The sequence below is a fragment of the Vogesella indigofera genome, from assembly GCF_028548395.1.
Taxonomy (GTDB): domain Bacteria; phylum Pseudomonadota; class Gammaproteobacteria; order Burkholderiales; family Chromobacteriaceae; genus Vogesella; species Vogesella indigofera_A.
In genome coordinates this window covers 104,483-119,138 of record NZ_JAQQLA010000007.1, presented here as the reverse complement: position 1 = coordinate 119,138, position 14,656 = coordinate 104,483, and the positions used below count along the sequence as shown (strand labels likewise).

Annotated in this window: 15 protein-coding genes; 6 read left to right on the top strand and 9 right to left on the bottom strand. The window is 63.6% G+C overall.

Going from position 1 to position 14,656, the window contains the following annotated elements; all coding sequences use genetic code 11:
* Positions 1-72 precede the first annotated feature (72 nt).
* The 3 genes from PQU89_RS12690 to PQU89_RS12680 all read left to right on the top strand — a co-directional run bounded on the left by PQU89_RS12690 (position 73) and on the right by PQU89_RS12680 (position 4,895).
* Positions 73-2,001 carry a PrkA family serine protein kinase gene (locus tag PQU89_RS12690; RefSeq protein WP_272766160.1) on the top strand — a complete coding sequence of 643 codons (1,929 nt, stop codon included), beginning with the start codon at positions 73-75 and terminating at the stop codon, positions 1,999-2,001.
* A 74-nt stretch (positions 2,002-2,075) separates the two neighbouring features.
* Complete coding sequence (locus PQU89_RS12685; RefSeq protein ID WP_272766159.1) at positions 2,076-3,347, top strand: YeaH/YhbH family protein; 1,272 nt, start codon at positions 2,076-2,078, stop codon at positions 3,345-3,347.
* A gap of 33 nt (positions 3,348-3,380) precedes the next feature.
* Complete coding sequence (locus tag PQU89_RS12680) at positions 3,381-4,895, top strand: SpoVR family protein (protein ID WP_120811693.1); 1,515 nt, start codon at positions 3,381-3,383, stop codon at positions 4,893-4,895.
* Between the two features lie 226 nt (positions 4,896-5,121).
* Here the strand turns inward: PQU89_RS12680 and PQU89_RS12675 are convergent, their stop codons facing one another.
* From PQU89_RS12675 to PQU89_RS12655, 5 genes are all read right to left on the bottom strand, one after another.
* Positions 5,122-6,513, bottom strand: a complete 1,392-nt coding sequence (locus PQU89_RS12675) for a sensor domain-containing diguanylate cyclase (RefSeq protein ID WP_272766158.1) — start codon at positions 6,511-6,513, stop codon at positions 5,122-5,124.
* A 212-nt stretch (positions 6,514-6,725) separates the two neighbouring features.
* A complete protein-coding gene (locus tag PQU89_RS12670) occupies positions 6,726-7,472 on the bottom strand; it encodes an ABC transporter ATP-binding protein (RefSeq protein ID WP_272766157.1) in 747 nt (248 codons plus the stop codon).
* Positions 7,465-8,436, bottom strand: a complete 972-nt coding sequence (locus PQU89_RS12665; RefSeq protein ID WP_272766156.1) for a FecCD family ABC transporter permease — start codon at positions 8,434-8,436, stop codon at positions 7,465-7,467. The genes PQU89_RS12670 and PQU89_RS12665 overlap by 8 nt, the downstream gene beginning before the upstream one ends.
* 18 nt (positions 8,437-8,454) lie before the next feature.
* Positions 8,455-9,258, bottom strand: coding sequence for a 4-hydroxy-tetrahydrodipicolinate reductase (gene dapB, locus PQU89_RS12660; protein WP_373322817.1), 804 nt, complete (start codon positions 9,256-9,258; stop codon positions 8,455-8,457).
* A complete protein-coding gene (locus PQU89_RS12655; RefSeq protein ID WP_272766154.1) occupies positions 9,258-9,638 on the bottom strand; it encodes an outer membrane protein assembly factor BamE in 381 nt (126 codons plus the stop codon). Before PQU89_RS12655 ends, dapB begins: the two co-directional genes overlap by 1 nt.
* 89 nt (positions 9,639-9,727) lie before the next feature.
* On the opposite strand from PQU89_RS12655, the gene fur reads away from it, so the two are divergent.
* The 3 genes from fur to PQU89_RS12640 are packed head-to-tail and all read left to right on the top strand — an operon-like array spanning position 9,728 to position 11,575.
* Positions 9,728-10,165, top strand: coding sequence for a ferric iron uptake transcriptional regulator (fur, locus tag PQU89_RS12650; protein ID WP_202902742.1), 438 nt, complete (start codon positions 9,728-9,730; stop codon positions 10,163-10,165).
* A gap of 35 nt (positions 10,166-10,200) precedes the next feature.
* Complete coding sequence (aat, locus tag PQU89_RS12645) at positions 10,201-10,866, top strand: leucyl/phenylalanyl-tRNA--protein transferase (protein ID WP_272766153.1); 666 nt, start codon at positions 10,201-10,203, stop codon at positions 10,864-10,866.
* A complete protein-coding gene (locus PQU89_RS12640; protein ID WP_120811710.1) occupies positions 10,850-11,575 on the top strand; it encodes an arginyltransferase in 726 nt (241 codons plus the stop codon). The genes aat and PQU89_RS12640 overlap by 17 nt, the downstream gene beginning before the upstream one ends.
* A 66-nt stretch (positions 11,576-11,641) precedes the next feature.
* On the opposite strand, the gene PQU89_RS12635 is transcribed toward PQU89_RS12640, so the two are convergent.
* Genes PQU89_RS12635 through motD form a run of 4 tightly spaced genes read right to left on the bottom strand, consistent with a single transcriptional unit; the run spans position 11,642 to position 14,641 of the window.
* Positions 11,642-12,112 (bottom strand): outer membrane lipoprotein, encoded by a 471-nt coding sequence (locus tag PQU89_RS12635; protein ID WP_272766152.1) that lies wholly within the window; start codon positions 12,110-12,112, stop codon positions 11,642-11,644.
* Between the two features lie 25 nt (positions 12,113-12,137).
* A complete protein-coding gene (locus PQU89_RS12630; protein WP_272766151.1) occupies positions 12,138-13,166 on the bottom strand; it encodes a quinone-dependent dihydroorotate dehydrogenase in 1,029 nt (342 codons plus the stop codon).
* Positions 13,167-13,210: 44 nt separating this feature from the next.
* Complete coding sequence (locus PQU89_RS12625) at positions 13,211-13,801, bottom strand: malonic semialdehyde reductase (RefSeq protein ID WP_272766150.1); 591 nt, start codon at positions 13,799-13,801, stop codon at positions 13,211-13,213.
* A gap of 27 nt (positions 13,802-13,828) precedes the next feature.
* Complete coding sequence (gene motD, locus PQU89_RS12620) at positions 13,829-14,641, bottom strand: flagellar motor protein MotD (protein ID WP_272766149.1); 813 nt, start codon at positions 14,639-14,641, stop codon at positions 13,829-13,831.
* Positions 14,642-14,656 lie beyond the last annotated feature (15 nt).

The window sequence follows — 14,656 nt, the reverse complement described above, 5'->3', positions numbered from 1 at the left end:
CTTGGCAAGGGGGAAGAGCGGTGCGATTGGCACCGTTCCCGCTCCGCTTGCCTCCAGCAGGAGGGTTAAGCCATGAGCCCCGACATCTTCAGCAGTTTCGCTTCCCGTTTCGATCGCACTCGCGAAGAAGAATTGACCATTCAGGAATACTTGGAACTGTGCAAGCAGGATCGCACAGCCTATGCGTCTGCGGCCGAACGCATGCTGATGGCGGTGGGCGAGCCGGAAGTGGTCGATACCCGCCATGACCCCCGCCTGTCGCGCATCTTCAGCAACAAGATCATCCGTGTTTACCCGGCATTCCGTGACTTTTACGGCATGGAAGAAGTGGTGGAACAGGTGGTGTCCTACTTCCGCCATGCCGCGCAGGGGCTGGAAGAGAAGAAACAGATTCTCTACCTGCTGGGGCCGGTTGGCGGCGGCAAGTCCTCCATCGCCGAGAAACTGAAAGAGTTGATGGAACGGGTGCCGTTCTATGCCGTCAAGGGCAGCCCGGTCAACGAGTCGCCGCTGGGGCTGTTCAACTACGATGAGGACGGCCCGATCCTGGAAGAACAGTACGGCATTCCGCGCCGCTACCTGCGCGGCATTCCCAGCCCGTGGGCGGTGAAGCGCCTGCACGAGTTCAACGGCGACATCAGCCAGTTCCGCGTGGTGCGGCGTTATCCCTCGGTGCTGAAACAGGTGGCGGTGGCCAAAACCGAGCCAGGTGACGAAAACAACCAGGACATCAGCTCGCTGGTGGGCAAGGTCGACATCCGCAAGCTGGAAAGCTATGCCCAGGATGACCCGGACGCCTACAGCTACTCCGGCGGCCTGTGCCTGGCCAACCAGGGGTTGCTGGAATTCGTGGAAATGTTCAAGGCGCCGATCAAGGTACTGCACCCGCTGCTGACCGCCACCCAGGAGGGCAACTTCAAGGGCACGGAAGGCTTTGGCGCCATTCCGTTTGACGGCATCATCCTTGCCCACTCCAACGAGAGCGAATGGAAGCAGTTCCGCAACAACAAGAACAACGAGGCCTTCCTCGATCGTATCTACATCGTCAAGGTGCCGTACTGCCTGCGCGTCACCGACGAAACCCGCATCTACGACAAGCTGATCCGCAACTCGTCGCTGGGCGGCGCGCCGTGCGCACCGGGTACCCTGAAGATGATGGCGCAGTTCTCGGTGCTGTCGCGGCTGAAGGATCCGGAAAACTCCAGCCTGTTCAGCAAGATGCAGGTCTACGACGGCGAAAACCTGAAGGACACCGATCCGAAGGCCAAGTCGCAGCAGGAATACCGCGATTTCGCCGGCGTCGATGAAGGCATGAGCGGGCTGTCGACCCGCTTCGCCTACAAGATCCTGTCCAAGGTGTTCAACTTTGACCACACCGAGGTGGCGGCCAACCCGGTACACCTGCTCTACGTGCTGGAGCAGCAGGTCGAACGCGAGCAGTTTCCACCCGAGCTGGAGCAGAAATATCTCACCTTCATCAAGGAGTTTCTGGCACCGAAATATGTCGAATTTATCGGCAAGGAAATCCAGACCGCCTATCTGGAAAGCTACTCGGAGTACGGCCAGAATATTTTTGACCGTTACGTGACCTTTGCCGACTACTGGATTCAGGATCAGGAGTATCGCGACCAGGATACCGGTGAAAGCTTTGATCGCAACTCGCTCAACGCCGAATTGGAAAAGATCGAGAAACCGGCGGGCATTTCCAACCCGAAAGACTTCCGCAACGAGATCGTCAACTTCGTGTTGCGGGCGCGGGCCAACAATGCCGGCAAGAATCCGACCTGGACCAGTTACGAGAAGCTGCGCACGGTCATCGAGAAGAAAATGTTCTCCAATACCGAGGAGCTGCTACCGGTGATCAGCTTCAATGCCAAGGCCAGCGCGGATGAGGCCAAAAAGCACGAAGACTTTGTCAACCGCATGGTGACCAAAGGCTATACCCCGAAACAGGTCCGTTTGCTGTGCGAATGGTATCTGCGGGTACGCAAGTCGTCCTGAGCAATAGCGGTACCAACGTTGGCCGCGGGGCCTGCGGCCAACGTCCGTACCGCACACAAGGCTAGGAGACAATCATGTCGAATATCATCGACAGAAGACTCAACGGCAAGAACAAGTCGGCGGTCAATCGCGAGCGTTTTTTGCGCCGGTTCAAGGCCCAGATCAAGGAGGCCGTCGGCAAGGCCATCAAGGGGCGCAGCATCACCGATATCGATAGCGGCGAGAGCGTGTCCATTCCGGTAAAGGACATCTCCGAGCCGAGCTTTCACCATGGTCGTGGCGGCCGCAGCGATCAGGTCCACCCCGGTAACGAGGAGTTCATTCGTGGCGACCGTATCAACCGTCCGCAGGGTGGTGGCGCCGGTGGTGGCGGCGGCAAGGCCAGCAATGAAGGCGAGGGCGAGGACGACTTTGCCTTCCAGCTGTCGCGCGAAGAATTCATGAATGTGTTTTTCGAGGACCTGGCGCTCCCCAATCTGATCAAGACCCAGCTGATGGGCATCGAGGAAATGAAGTCGGTGCGCGCCGGCTATACCAATGACGGCACCCCGGCCAATATCAGCATCGTGCGTTCGCTGCGCGGTGCACTGGCACGGCGGGTGGCGATGGCTGCGCCGACGCTGCGCCAGCTGCGCGAGGCGGAGGAAGATCTCGACACGCTACTGGAGTCCGACGCGGACAACGGCCCGGAGGTGCGCGAGCGGCGCAAGCGCATCCATGCGCTGCGCGAGAAGGTCAACCGCATCCCGTTCATCGACCCCTACGACCTGCGCTACAACAATCGTGTCAAGCAGCCCAAGCCGACCAGCCAGGCGGTGATGTTCTGCATCATGGACGTGTCCGGCTCGATGGATGAGTCGAAAAAAGACATGGCCAAGCGCTTTTTCATCCTGCTGTACCTGTTCTTGCAGCGCAATTACGAAAAGATCGAGGTGGTGTTCATCCGCCATCACACCAGTGCGGTCGAGGTCAGCGAGGAGGACTTTTTCCACTCCCGCGAATCCGGCGGTACCGTGGTGTCGTCGGCGCTGAACCTGATGCACGACATCGTGCAGAAGCGCTACGCCAACCGCGACTGGAACATCTACGCGGCGCAGGCTTCCGATGGCGACAACTGGGACAGCGACTCGGCCAACTGTGGCCGCATCATGCAGGAAAGCCTGCTGCCGTGGTGCCAGTACTTCGCCTATATCGAGATCACCCAGGGCGAGCCGCAAAACCTGTGGTACGAGTACCTGAAGGTGGCGGAGCATTACAAGCACTTCGCGATGCAGAAGATCGGCTCGCCGGCAGACATCTACCCGGTGTTCCGCGAGCTGTTCAAACGCCAGCCTGCCACCCGCTAGCCCCGGCAGCACACATATGGAGAGCGAGGCATCATGAAACCGATCTCTACCGGATCCGAATGGACCTTTGACCTGATTGAACGTTACGACGCCGCCATCCGCGAGATCGCGCACGGCGAGTTTCACCTCGACACCTACCCGGTGCAGCTGGAGATCATCACCGCCGAGCAGATGATGGACGCCTATTCCTCGGTTGGCATGCCGGTCAACTACCAGCACTGGAGCTTCGGCAAGCACTTCGTGCAGACTGAGAAGGGCTACAAGCGTGGCCAGATGGGGCTGGCCTATGAGATCGTGATCAATTCCAACCCCTGCATCGCCTACCTGATGGAAGAGAACACCATGACCATGCAGGCGCTGGTGATCGCGCACGCCGCCTATGGTCATAACAGCTTCTTCAAGGGCAATTACCTGTTCCGCACCTGGACCGACGCCTCGGCCATTATCGATTATCTGGTGTTCGCCAAGCAGTACATCAGCCGCTGCGAGGAGCGTTACGGCATCGACGCGGTGGAAGAGCTGCTGGACTCCTGCCACGCGCTGATGAACTACGGTGTCGACCGCTACAAGCGGCCGCAGAAACTGTCACTGGCCGAGGAGCAGGCACGGCAGGTCGAGCGTGAAAACTATCTGCAGCTGCAGGTCAACGACCTGTGGCGCACCATTCCGCGCCGGGAGAAGGACGGTGCCAGCCGGGCAGCGCCGCGCTTCCCGTCGGAACCGCAGGAAAATATCCTCTATTTCATCGAAAAATCGGCGCCGCTGCTGGAACCGTGGCAGCGCGAGATCGTGCGCATCGTGCGCAAGGTGGCGCAGTATTTCTATCCGCAACGCCAGACCCAGGTGATGAACGAGGGCTGGGCCACCTTCTGGCACTACACGCTGATGAACCGGCTGTACGACAAGGAGATGCTGACCGATGGCGCGATGATGGAATTCCTGCAGAGCCACACCAATGTGGTGTACCAGCCGCCGGTGACCGCGCGCTGGTACAACGGCATCAACCCGTACGCGCTGGGGTTTTCCATGTACCAGGACATCAAGCGCATCTGCGAAGCCCCTACCGACGAAGATCGCGAGTGGTTCCCGGATATTGCCGGCACGCCGTGGCGGCCGGTGCTGGAGTTCGCGATGAAGAACTTCAAGGACGAGAGCTTCATCTCGCAATACCTGTCACCCAAGCTGATCCGCGATTTCCGCTTTTTTGCCATCCGCGACGACGACCGCGACGACAAGCTGGAGGTGTCCGCCATTCACGATGAACAGGGCTACCAGGCGATCCGTGCCAAACTGTCGGAGCAGTACAACCTCGGCTCGCGCGAGCCAAATATCCAGGTGTGGTCGGTGAACGTGCGCGGTGATCGCGGCCTGACCTTGCGCCATACCCGCCACAACCGCAAACCGCTGGACGAGGCCAGCGCGCAGGAGGTGCTGAAGCATGTCGCCAGGCTGTGGGGCTTCGGCGTCAAGCTGGAAAGTGTCGATAGCGACGGCACGGTACAGCAGCGTTTTGACTGCCATCCGGAGGTGGCGGCAGCCAGCCTCTAACTTGCCGGCAGCCGCCGGTCACTTGCTCCGAACTTGCGGCCAACGTTGGCCGCAAGTCGTTTGTGCTGCCCGCCGCGCGGGAGCCGATGATGCCCTGATGGCAGCGGATAGCGAGGCATCGCAGCAGTGGAGCGCGATGGCTGGCAGGGATGACAACCGGTGCCGTGTCTTCGGCGACAAGCGGCTGCCTGCCGCCATGCCGGACCACCGTGGCGCAAGACTGGCGTCAGCCAGCCGGCAACGCAGTGCCCGACAGCCTGCAGACCCGGTTGCGGCCCTGATGCTTGGCGAGGTACAGCGCCTTGTCGGCCAGCTCGACCGGCTGGTGTTCCTCGGACAATACCGTTGCCGGCTGGCAATGCAGCCCGATGCTGACGGTCACCACCGCGCGCTGCGCCGGACTGTCACTGGCCGCCGGAATGGCCAGCTGCTCCACCGCGCAGCGGATGCGTTCGGCAATTTGCGCCGCATGCAGTTCGTCACAGCCATCCAGGATCGCGATGAATTCCTCGCCGCCGTAGCGGGCCAGGGTGTCGCCGTCACGCAGCTGTTGCGCCATGCAGGCCGCAATCTGACGCAGGCAGTCGTCGCCCTGCACATGGCCGAAGCTGTCGTTGTAGCGCTTGAAGTGGTCGATGTCGGCCATCAATACCGTGAACGGGCGCGCCTGCTCCGGCGGGCGCTGGCGGATGGCGTCCAGTGCGTTGTCGAAGTGGCGGCGGGAAAACAGGCCGGTCAGGCTGTCGCGGATCGAGGTCTCGTATGCCTGGCTGTAGGAGCTTTGCAGCCGCTTCTGCAGGCGGAATACCTCGAACAGCAGCGCTCCCAGCATGATGGTGGCGGCGAGCTGTTCGAAAAAGCGCGAGGCGTACCAGCCGACCGTCAGCCGCTGGCTGGAGGAGAACAGCAGCACCAGATACAGCAGGTAGCCATAGCAGCACAGCGCCAGCCAGCAGTGAAAGGCGCTGCGCAGCCGCGTCACCAGCAGCACGCTGAGCAGCGCGCCGCCCCAGCACAGTAGCAGGGCAATCACCAGACCGCTGTTACGGAGTGCCCGATAGTCGCCCTGCTGGCTGACCAGTTGTCCCAGATCGGGCAGATAAGGTGGCAACCACTGTGTCACCAGCCAGATCAGCGATAGCGCCAGCAGTAGACAGCCGAGCAGGAAGGCGCTGCTCTTACGCGGCGACAGTGGCGGTTTCGGTTGCCACGCCAGGCACAGCATCGCCAGCATGATCAGCATGGCAAAACCGGCGAGGCGGGCGAACCACAGCCAGATGCTCAGGTGCGAGCCGAGTTGCAGGCCCAGTTGCCCGGGGAGCACCTCGGGCAGCATCAATAGCTGGTAGATGGCCATCAGCGCCGAGTAGGCGAACGCGGTGCCGAGCAGGCCGGTAGCGGGGCGGCGCTTGACGTAGAAATGCAGCAGGATCAGGTAGGCAATGATGCTGTTGTTGACCGCCAGCGCGGTGATCAGTACCGGCCGCAGATTGCTGCCAGCGGTGGGCTGGTTGGCGTAAGGCAGCAATAACGCGGCCGCGGCCGTCATCAACAGCATCAGCATACCGGCCAGAATCATGGCCGGGCGACTGGGGGCGGTGGAGAAATTGTCTTTCATGCGGTGGCTCGGAACGGACGACGCGGTAAAGGCTAAGCGTTGCGGCGCGCGGATGGTGCCGGCAACGCTGGTGGTTGGCCGATTGTAGCCTGTGGCGACGTCGCTCCGGCAGCTCTTTATGACATTTTGAATTTGGTGCGCACAATGTTGCCGGGCTTCGATAGGCTTTTCTTGTGTCGTCGACGGGTGACCATCGGCCTCCGCTTGCCGTCTCAGCAGGCGATGAAGGCGCGCTGGCCGTGGCGATCGCTCAGCTCGGCGAGGCGGGTGTCGTAGACCTGTTCCAGCCGGCTTTGCGTCATCACCTGTGCCGTGTCGCCATGGGCGATTTGCACGCCGTCCTTGAGCAGTAGCACCTTGTCGGCATGGCGCAATGCCAGGTTGACGTCGTGCAGCACCGCGACCATACCCAACTGCCAGCGCTGTGCCAGCTGCCGCAGGGTTGCCAGCTGCTGGTTGGCGGCGCCGATATCCAGCGCGGCGGTGGGCTCGTCCAGCAGCAGGTAGCGCTGCGCGGCCTTGCTGGCCAGTAGCTGGTGCAGCGCCCGCGCCAGGTGCACGCGCTGCAGTTCGCCGCCGGACAGGCTGGCGCAGTCGCGCGCCAGCAGTGTCTGGCAGCCGCACAGGGCCAGCGCCTGCGCCAGCATCGCGTGATCCGCGTGCGCCACGCCGATATGCAGCAGATCGGCCACACGCATGCCCGCCGGTCGCGCCGGATGCTGTTCGACCAGCGCGCGGCAGCTGGCGAGGCGGGCGGCGTCGATGCCGGCGAGGGGTTCGCCGGCGAGCCGGACCTCGCCCGCCGCGGCCGGGTAATAGCCGCCGATGGCGTGCAGCAGCGTGCTCTTGCCGGCGCCGTTGGGGCCGAGGATGACGGTGACTTCGCCCGCGGCGCAGGCAAAGCTGATGTCGTGCAGCGGGGCGGGGTGGCGCAGCGACAGCTGGCGGATCTCAAGCATGGGTTGGCCGCTTGCGGGTCAGCAGATACAGGAAGAACGGCGCACCGGCGAGGCTGGTGATCACCCCCACCGGCAGCTCGGCCGGGTACAGCAGTTCGCGCGCGGCCAGATCGGCCAGCAGCGTGAGCAGGGCGCCGGCCAGTGGTGCCAGCTTCAGCAGCGTCGGCAGGTGCAGCCCGGTCAGGCGGCGCAGGATGTGCGGTGCCATCAGCCCGACAAAACCGACCATGCCGCACTGCGACACCACCACGCCGGCGGCCAGCGCCGCCAGCGCGATGGTGATGGCACCATTGCGGCCAATGTTGAAGCCGCTGTAGAACGCGGCACGGTCGCCCAGTTGCAGCGCCTGCAGGAAACGGCCCTGGCGCTGCAGCGCCACGGTGACGGCGACGGCCAGCAGCACCAGCAGCCAGGCCTGGCGGCCGTCGCTGCCGGCAAAGCTGCCCATCAGCCAGAAGGTGACACTGCGCAGCGCGCCGTCGGGCAGGGTGCTGATCAGCAGCGTCAACAGGCTGCCGCACAGCGCGTTGACGGCGACGCCGGCCAGAATCAGCGTGGCGGTGGCGCGGCCGCGGGCCAGATGGCTGACCAGCAGCAGTGCCGCCAGCGCCCCGCCAAAGGCGGCGATGGAGACCGCCAGCGTCGGCCAGTGGGCGGCCAGTGCCAGTGCGGCGGCCAGTGCCGCGCCGCCGGAGATGCCGATCAGGCCCGGCTCGGCCAAGTCATTGTGAAAGCGGGCCTGGATGGCGAGGCCGGCGGTGGCCAGCAGCGCGCCGGCGGCGGCGGCGCTGAGCACGCGCGGCAGGCGCAGCGCCAACAACAGCTCGCGCTCCAGCGCATCGTGGCCGGGCAGCGCCAGCAGGGCGGCCAGCCTGGCCGTGGCGTGTTCGCCGGCGAGCAGGGAAATAAAGAAGGCCAGCCCGGTGAGGCTGGCCAGCAGGATCAGCAGCGTGCGTGCCGACATCTCAGTGCGGTGCGGGCATCAATGCAGGCCCAGCACATCCTGCATGTCGAAAACGCCGTGCGGCTTGGCAGCCAGCCACTTGGCGGCGCGCACCGCACCGTTGGCGAAGGTGGCGCGGCTGGAGGCCTTGTGGGTGATCTCCACGCGCTCGCCCAGCGCGGCGAACAGCACTGTATGGTCGCCGACCACGTCGCCTGCGCGCACGGTGGCAAAGCCGATGGTGCCCGGATCACGCTCGCCGGTGACGCCTTCACGGCCGTAGACGGCACACTGTTTCAGGTCGCGACCCAGCGCTTCGGCCACCACTTCGCCCATGCGCAGCGCGGTGCCGGATGGGGCATCCACCTTGAAGCGGTGGTGCGCCTCGGTGATCTCGATATCGTAGCCTTCGTTCAGCACGCGGGCGGCCATGTCCAGCAGCTTGAAGGTAAGGTTCACCCCCACGCTGAAGTTGGCCGCAAATACGATGCCGATCTGTTCGCCGGCAGCGGCGATGGCGGCCTTGCCGGCGTCGTCAAACCCGGTGGTGCCGATGATCATCTGCACCTTTTTCTCGACGCAGGCGGCCAGGTGTGTGAGTGTGCCTTCCGGGCGGGTGAAGTCGATCACCACGTGCGCACCATCCAGCGCCGCGTTGAAGTCGGTGCTGATCTTGACGCCGGTGTCGCGGCCCATGAACAGGCCGGCATCCTGGCCGACAAACGGCGAACCTTCACGTTCCAGTGCGGCGTGCAGGCGGGCTTCAGGGGTGTCGAGTACGGATTCGATCAGCGTGCGGCCCATGCGGCCAGCGGCGCCGACGATGACAATGTTCAGGCTCATCAATTCTGTCCGGCAGGTGGTGGGTTGTCGATAGCGGGGCGGGTCGCCGGGAAGGCGTTGCCTTCCACGCGAGTGACGGTGTCCTTGTCAAAGAACACGGTCAGGCGTTTTTCTTCTGCCGGCTGGCCCTGGCGCTCGATGCGGTAAGGGTAGTCCCAGCGGTCGGCATGGAAGATGTCATTCAGCAGCGGGGTGCCCAGCAGGAAGCGTACTTGCGAGCGGGTCATGCCCGGCTTGACGCGGGCGGCCGCGTCTTCTGTCACGTAATTGCCTTGCTGGATCACCATGCGGTGAGGCGAGAACCAGGTCATCGGATTGACCGAGGAGCAGGCGGACAACAGCAGGCTGGTTATGAAAAGCGTAGAAATTGTCTTGAACATCGTGACCACACCACCGTACGGGTTGGGGAATCCTGGAAAAGGTTTTATCATACTGTAAGACCACTCACCAAAGATACCCACCCCCCATGATGAACAAAGCCAGCCATCTTAAAGACATCGGCCTGAAAGCAACCGGCCCGCGCCTGCGTATCATGGAGCTGTTCGAGAACAGCAAGGATCGCCATCTGTCGGCCGAGGACGTGTACAAGAAGCTGATCGCCGAAGATGCGGATATCGGTCTGGCCACCATCTATCGCGTGCTGACCCAGTTCGAACAGGCCGGTATCCTGATTCGTCACCACTTCGAATCCGGCAAGGCGGTCTACGAGTTGAACGAAGGCGGTCACCATGACCACATGGTGTGCTACCGCTGCGGCAAGGTGACCGAGTTTTTCGACCCGAAAATCGAGGAATTGCAGAACCAGATCGCCGCGCAGCACGGTTTCAGTATCCAGGACCACTCGCTCTATCTGTACGGTGAATGCGAAGACTGCAGCAAGAGCGAGCGCAAGCCTTTCCGTCGATGATTCCCTGGCTTGGGCGGAGTCTGGAATTCCCGCCCGTGTCGCTGGCAATGGCCGAGCCGGATGGCTTGCTGGCCGCCGGCGGCGACCTGTCCGTTGCCCGTCTGCTTGCCGGATATTCTCACGGCATCTTTCCCTGGTTCTCCCCGGAAGACCCCATCCTGTGGTGGTCGCCGTCACAGCGCATGGTGGTGGAACCGGGCGCCCTAAAAGTCTCGCGCTCGATGGCCAAGGTGCTGCGCAACCGCCGCTACCGCGTGACCACCGACCGTGCCTTCGGCGCCGTGATGCAGGCTTGCGCCGTGCAGCGCGACGAGCAGGGCGGCACCTGGATCACCGCGGAGATGATCGCCGCCTATACTGAATTGCATCGGCAGGGTTATGCCCATTCCTTTGAAGTGTGGATGGACGACGAGCTGGCCGGCGGGCTGTACGGTGTCGCCATCGGCGGCATGTTCTACGGCGAGTCGATGTTTCACTGCCGGCGCGACGCCTCCAAGATCGCCTTCATCCACATGGCACAGCATCTGTTTGCCCACGGTGTCGGGCTGATCGATTGCCAGATGCCGACCGCGCACCTCGCCAGCCTTGGTGCGCGCCTGATCGGGCGGGAGCTGTTTGTCGCCCGGGTGCAGCAGCTGCTGCGTTGTCCATTGCCGGATACAGTGTGGGATTACGTCTACGATCATGAGCCATCGCGATAACGACGCCATTGCCATCATCCATTTCTACGCCACGGCCCCGTATGCCTGCAGCTACCTGGATGACCGCCAGGCCCGCTCCCAGGTTGCGGTGCCGGCGGAAGCGATCGACAGCACGGTCTACAGTCAGCTGGTAGGGCTGGGCTTCCGGCGCAGCGGCCACTTCACCTACCGGCCGTATTGCGATGCCTGCCGCGCCTGTGTGCCGGTGCGCATCCCGGTGGCGCGCTTCGTGCCGGACCGCAGCCAGCGCCGCGCGTTGCGCCGCCATGGCGAGCTGAGTACGCGCATCCTGCCGCTCGGCTTTGTCGACGAGCATTTCCAGCTGTACCGCCGCTATCAACAGGCGCGCCACGACGGTGGCGGCATGTCGGAGGATGATCCGGGGCAGTATGCGGAGTTCATCCTGAAGAGCCGGGTCGAGAGCTGGCTGGTGGAGTTTCGCGAGCAGGGCGTGCTGCGCATGGTCAGCCTGATCGACCGGCTGGATGACGGCCTGTCTGCGGTGTATACCTTTTTCGATCCGGACCAGCCGCGCACCGCGTACGGTGTTTACAACGTGCTGTGGCAGGTGGATCTCGCGCGCCGGCTGCAGTTGTCCTATCTCTATCTCGGCTACTGGATCGCTGAATCGCCGAAGATGGCCTACAAGACGCGCTACCGGCCGCTGGAGCGGCTGGACGATGGCCGCTGGCGCGCGTTCGAGCCCTGATTGCGGCCAACCTTGTCATGAAAACAGGCACCTCGAGTGCCTGTTTTTTTTGCGGGCGCTGCCCGTTTACAGCGGGCTGACGCGGGTGGTGCCACCGCCGCTGAGTACCCGCACGCGCTGGCCCTGGCTGAATGGGACATCGGCTTCCTGCACGATGGACAGCATCTTGCCACCGTTATCCAGTTTTACCGTGATTTCCAGCGCCGGCTTGGTGTTCAGCGACTGCTGCGCCGATTGTGCTGCCAGTCCGCCGGCGATAGCGCCGACGATGGCACCGGCGCCGGCGCCGCTACCCTTGCCGATATTGCTGCCGGCCAAGCCGCCCAGCGCGGTGCCGCCCATGGTCAGCAGCTCGTTGCGGTTGCCTTCCATCAGCACGTTCTTGACGGCGATCACCTGGCCGAATTCGACCACGTGCGCCTGGCGCATCTGGTCCTTGCTGTAGACCTGGCCGGAGTCGGAGGTGTTGGCGCAGCCGGTGGCCAGACCGGCGGCCAGCAGGGCGATGCCGCTCAGTTGCAGTAGTCTGCGGTTCATGATGCTCCCTTTCATGGGCTGGGTGTCAGCCGTGGCGCTTGCCGCGCAGTGCTTCGGCGCATTCGTTGATCAGGCCCGGGCCGCGGTAGATCAGACCGGAGTACAGCTGTACCAGCGTGGCGCCGGCGTCGATCTTCTCCTGGGCGTCGGCCCCGGACAGGATACCGCCGACACCGATGATCGGCAGCGCGCCGTCCAGCGCCCGCGCCAGGTTGCGGATCAGCTGCGTCGAGCGCTCGCGCACCGGCGCGCCGGACAGGCCGCCAGCCTCGCCTTGCAGCGGATGGCCGGCGATCTCGCTGCGCGACAGCGTGGTGTTGGTGGCGATCACCGCGTCCAGCTGGTGCTCGGTCAGCAGGCGGGCGATCTCCTGCGTCTGTTCGGCGTCCAGATCCGGCGCGATCTTCACCGCCAGCGGCACGTAGCGGCCGTGCTGGTCGGCCAGGCGCGACTGGCGGTTCTTCAGCGCGGCGAGCAGCTCGCCCAGTTCATCGGACTGCTGCAGCTGGCGCAAGTTCTTGGTGTTGGGCGAGGAGATGTTGACGGTGACGTAGCTGGCGCACTCGTACACCTTGTCGAGGCAGGTCAGGTAGTCGTCCTTGGCGTTCTCGATCGGGGTGCTGGCGTTCTTGCCGATATTGATGCCGAGGATGCCCTGGAAGTGGCTGTTGCGCACGTTCTCCAGTAGCGCGTCGACGCCCTTGTTATTGAAGCCCATGCGGTTGATGATGCCTTCGTACTCCGGCACACGGAACAGGCGCGGCTTGGGGTTGCCGTCCTGCGGGCGCGGCGTCACGGTGCCGATCTCGATGAAGCCGAAGCCGAGCGCGGCGAGGGCGTCGATGTGGTCGCCGTTCTTGTCCAGGCCGGCGGCGAGGCCGACCGGGTTGGGGAAGGTCAGGCCCATGGCTTTTACCGGATTGCGGCCAACCTTGCGGCTAAGCAAGCCGGTCAATTGCAGGCGATACGCGGTATCCAGCAGCGACAGGGTGGTTTCATGTGCGGATTCGGCATCGGTGCGGAACAGCAAGGGGCGTAACAGCGGGTAAAGCATGGCTTTCTCCGTAAGGTGCGAGCGCGGCTCGCGCCACAACAGGGTTAAAGGATCTGGCAGGCGTCGTCAAAACCGAGGCGTGGTGCGCGCGGGAACAGCTTGCTGGCGTCACCGTAGCCGAGGTTGATCAGGAAGTTGCTCTTGATGTCGCCTTGCGGGAAGAAGGCGGCGTCCACGGCGGCGTTGTCGAAGCCTGACATCGGGCCGCAGTCCAGCCCCAGCGCGCGGGCGGCCATGATCAGGTAGGCGCCCTGCAGTGAGCTGTTGCGCATGGCGGTGCTCTGGATCACGGCGTCGTTGCCGGCGAACCAGCTGCGGGCGTCGGTGTGCGGGAACAGGCGCGGCAGTTGTTCGTAGAACTGCATATCCATGGCGACAATCACGGTGACCGGTGCGGCCATGGTCTTGTCGCGGTTGCCTTCCGATAGGCAGGGCTTGAGCCTGGCCTTGGCTTCCGGCGACTGCACGAACACCAGGCGTGCCGGCGAGCAGTTGGCGCTGGTCGGTGCCATTTTCATCAGCTCGAACAGCTGGTGCAGGGTTTCCTTGCTGACCGGGCGGTCTTGCCAGTGGGTGTGGGTGCGGGCATTGAGGAACAGTTGTTCCAGCGCGGCGTGGCTGACAGGTGTGCTCATGTGGAGGATCTCTCTCTTGGCAGTAATTCAGGGGGCGGTGGCCGAAGTCGGCAGCAGGTTGCTCGCGGTCGCGGCGCTGATGTCCTCGCTCTTGCCGCTGGTCTTGGCAATGATGGTGATCGCCACGCGGCGGTTGCGAGCGCGGCCATCGGCGGAGGTGTTGTTGGCCACCGGCATGGTCTCGGCGCGGCCGACGGCCACCAACCGCTCCGGCGCGATGCCGTTTTCCATGAACAGACGCACGATGCTGCCGGCGCGGGCGGCGGACAGTTCCCAGTTGGACGGGAAGAAGGCGTTGCGGATCGGGATGTTGTCGGTAAAGCCTTCCACCCGCACCTCGTTCGGCACCTGCGCCAGCTGCTGCGCCACCGCCGACAGGATCTGCGGCGAATTGCCGGACGGCAGCGCCTGGCCGACCGGGAACAGTGCGGTGTCCTTGATCTCGATGTGGATGCCTTCGTCGTCCTGACGCATGCTGACCTGACCGCCCTGCATCAGCGGTGCCAGGCTCTTGCCGATGTCGGCGGCCAGCTGTTTCAGGCGTGCACGTTCCTGCAGCCGCTGCTGCCCCTCGACCGCGGTGGCGATCGGCTTGGTATTGGGGATCTCGATCATGGTGTTGGCGTTGCCGGACGGCGGCGTGGCCTGGATCGCCAGGTTGCCGCTGCGGAAGGCGTCGATCATCGACGTCGACAACACCCGGTACTTGCCTTCGTTGACCTGCGAAATGGCATACATCACGACGAAGAAGGCAAACAGCAGGGTGATGAAGTCGGCGTAGGAAACCAGCCAGCGTTCGTGGTTTTCGTGGACTTCTTCCTGTTTGCGGCGTCGTGCCATGAATGCTCCGTGTCA

Excerpts from the sequence above, each read along its gene's own strand:
- PQU89_RS12640 (WP_120811710.1), top strand. The coding sequence starts at position 10,850 with ATGAGCCATCGCGATAACGACGCCATTGCCATCATCCATTTCTACGCC.
- PQU89_RS12675 (WP_272766158.1), bottom strand. The coding sequence starts at position 6,513 with ATGAAAGACAATTTCTCCACCGCCCCCAGTCGCCCGGCCATGATTCTG.
- PQU89_RS12630 (WP_272766151.1), bottom strand. The coding sequence starts at position 13,166 with ATGCTTTACCCGCTGTTACGCCCCTTGCTGTTCCGCACCGATGCCGAA.
- PQU89_RS12690 (WP_272766160.1), top strand. The coding sequence starts at position 73 with ATGAGCCCCGACATCTTCAGCAGTTTCGCTTCCCGTTTCGATCGCACT.
- PQU89_RS12655 (WP_272766154.1), bottom strand. The coding sequence starts at position 9,638 with ATGTTCAAGACAATTTCTACGCTTTTCATAACCAGCCTGCTGTTGTCC.
- PQU89_RS12635 (WP_272766152.1), bottom strand. The coding sequence starts at position 12,112 with ATGAACCGCAGACTACTGCAACTGAGCGGCATCGCCCTGCTGGCCGCC.
- PQU89_RS12665 (WP_272766156.1), bottom strand. The coding sequence starts at position 8,436 with ATGTCGGCACGCACGCTGCTGATCCTGCTGGCCAGCCTCACCGGGCTG.
- fur (WP_202902742.1), top strand. The coding sequence starts at position 9,728 with ATGAACAAAGCCAGCCATCTTAAAGACATCGGCCTGAAAGCAACCGGC.
- PQU89_RS12625 (WP_272766150.1), bottom strand. The coding sequence starts at position 13,801 with ATGAGCACACCTGTCAGCCACGCCGCGCTGGAACAACTGTTCCTCAAT.
- PQU89_RS12685 (WP_272766159.1), top strand. The coding sequence starts at position 2,076 with ATGTCGAATATCATCGACAGAAGACTCAACGGCAAGAACAAGTCGGCG.
- PQU89_RS12680 (WP_120811693.1), top strand. The coding sequence starts at position 3,381 with ATGAAACCGATCTCTACCGGATCCGAATGGACCTTTGACCTGATTGAA.
- motD (WP_272766149.1), bottom strand. The coding sequence starts at position 14,641 with ATGGCACGACGCCGCAAACAGGAAGAAGTCCACGAAAACCACGAACGC.
- dapB (WP_373322817.1), bottom strand. The coding sequence starts at position 9,258 with ATGAGCCTGAACATTGTCATCGTCGGCGCCGCTGGCCGCATGGGCCGC.
- PQU89_RS12670 (WP_272766157.1), bottom strand. The coding sequence starts at position 7,472 with ATGCTTGAGATCCGCCAGCTGTCGCTGCGCCACCCCGCCCCGCTGCAC.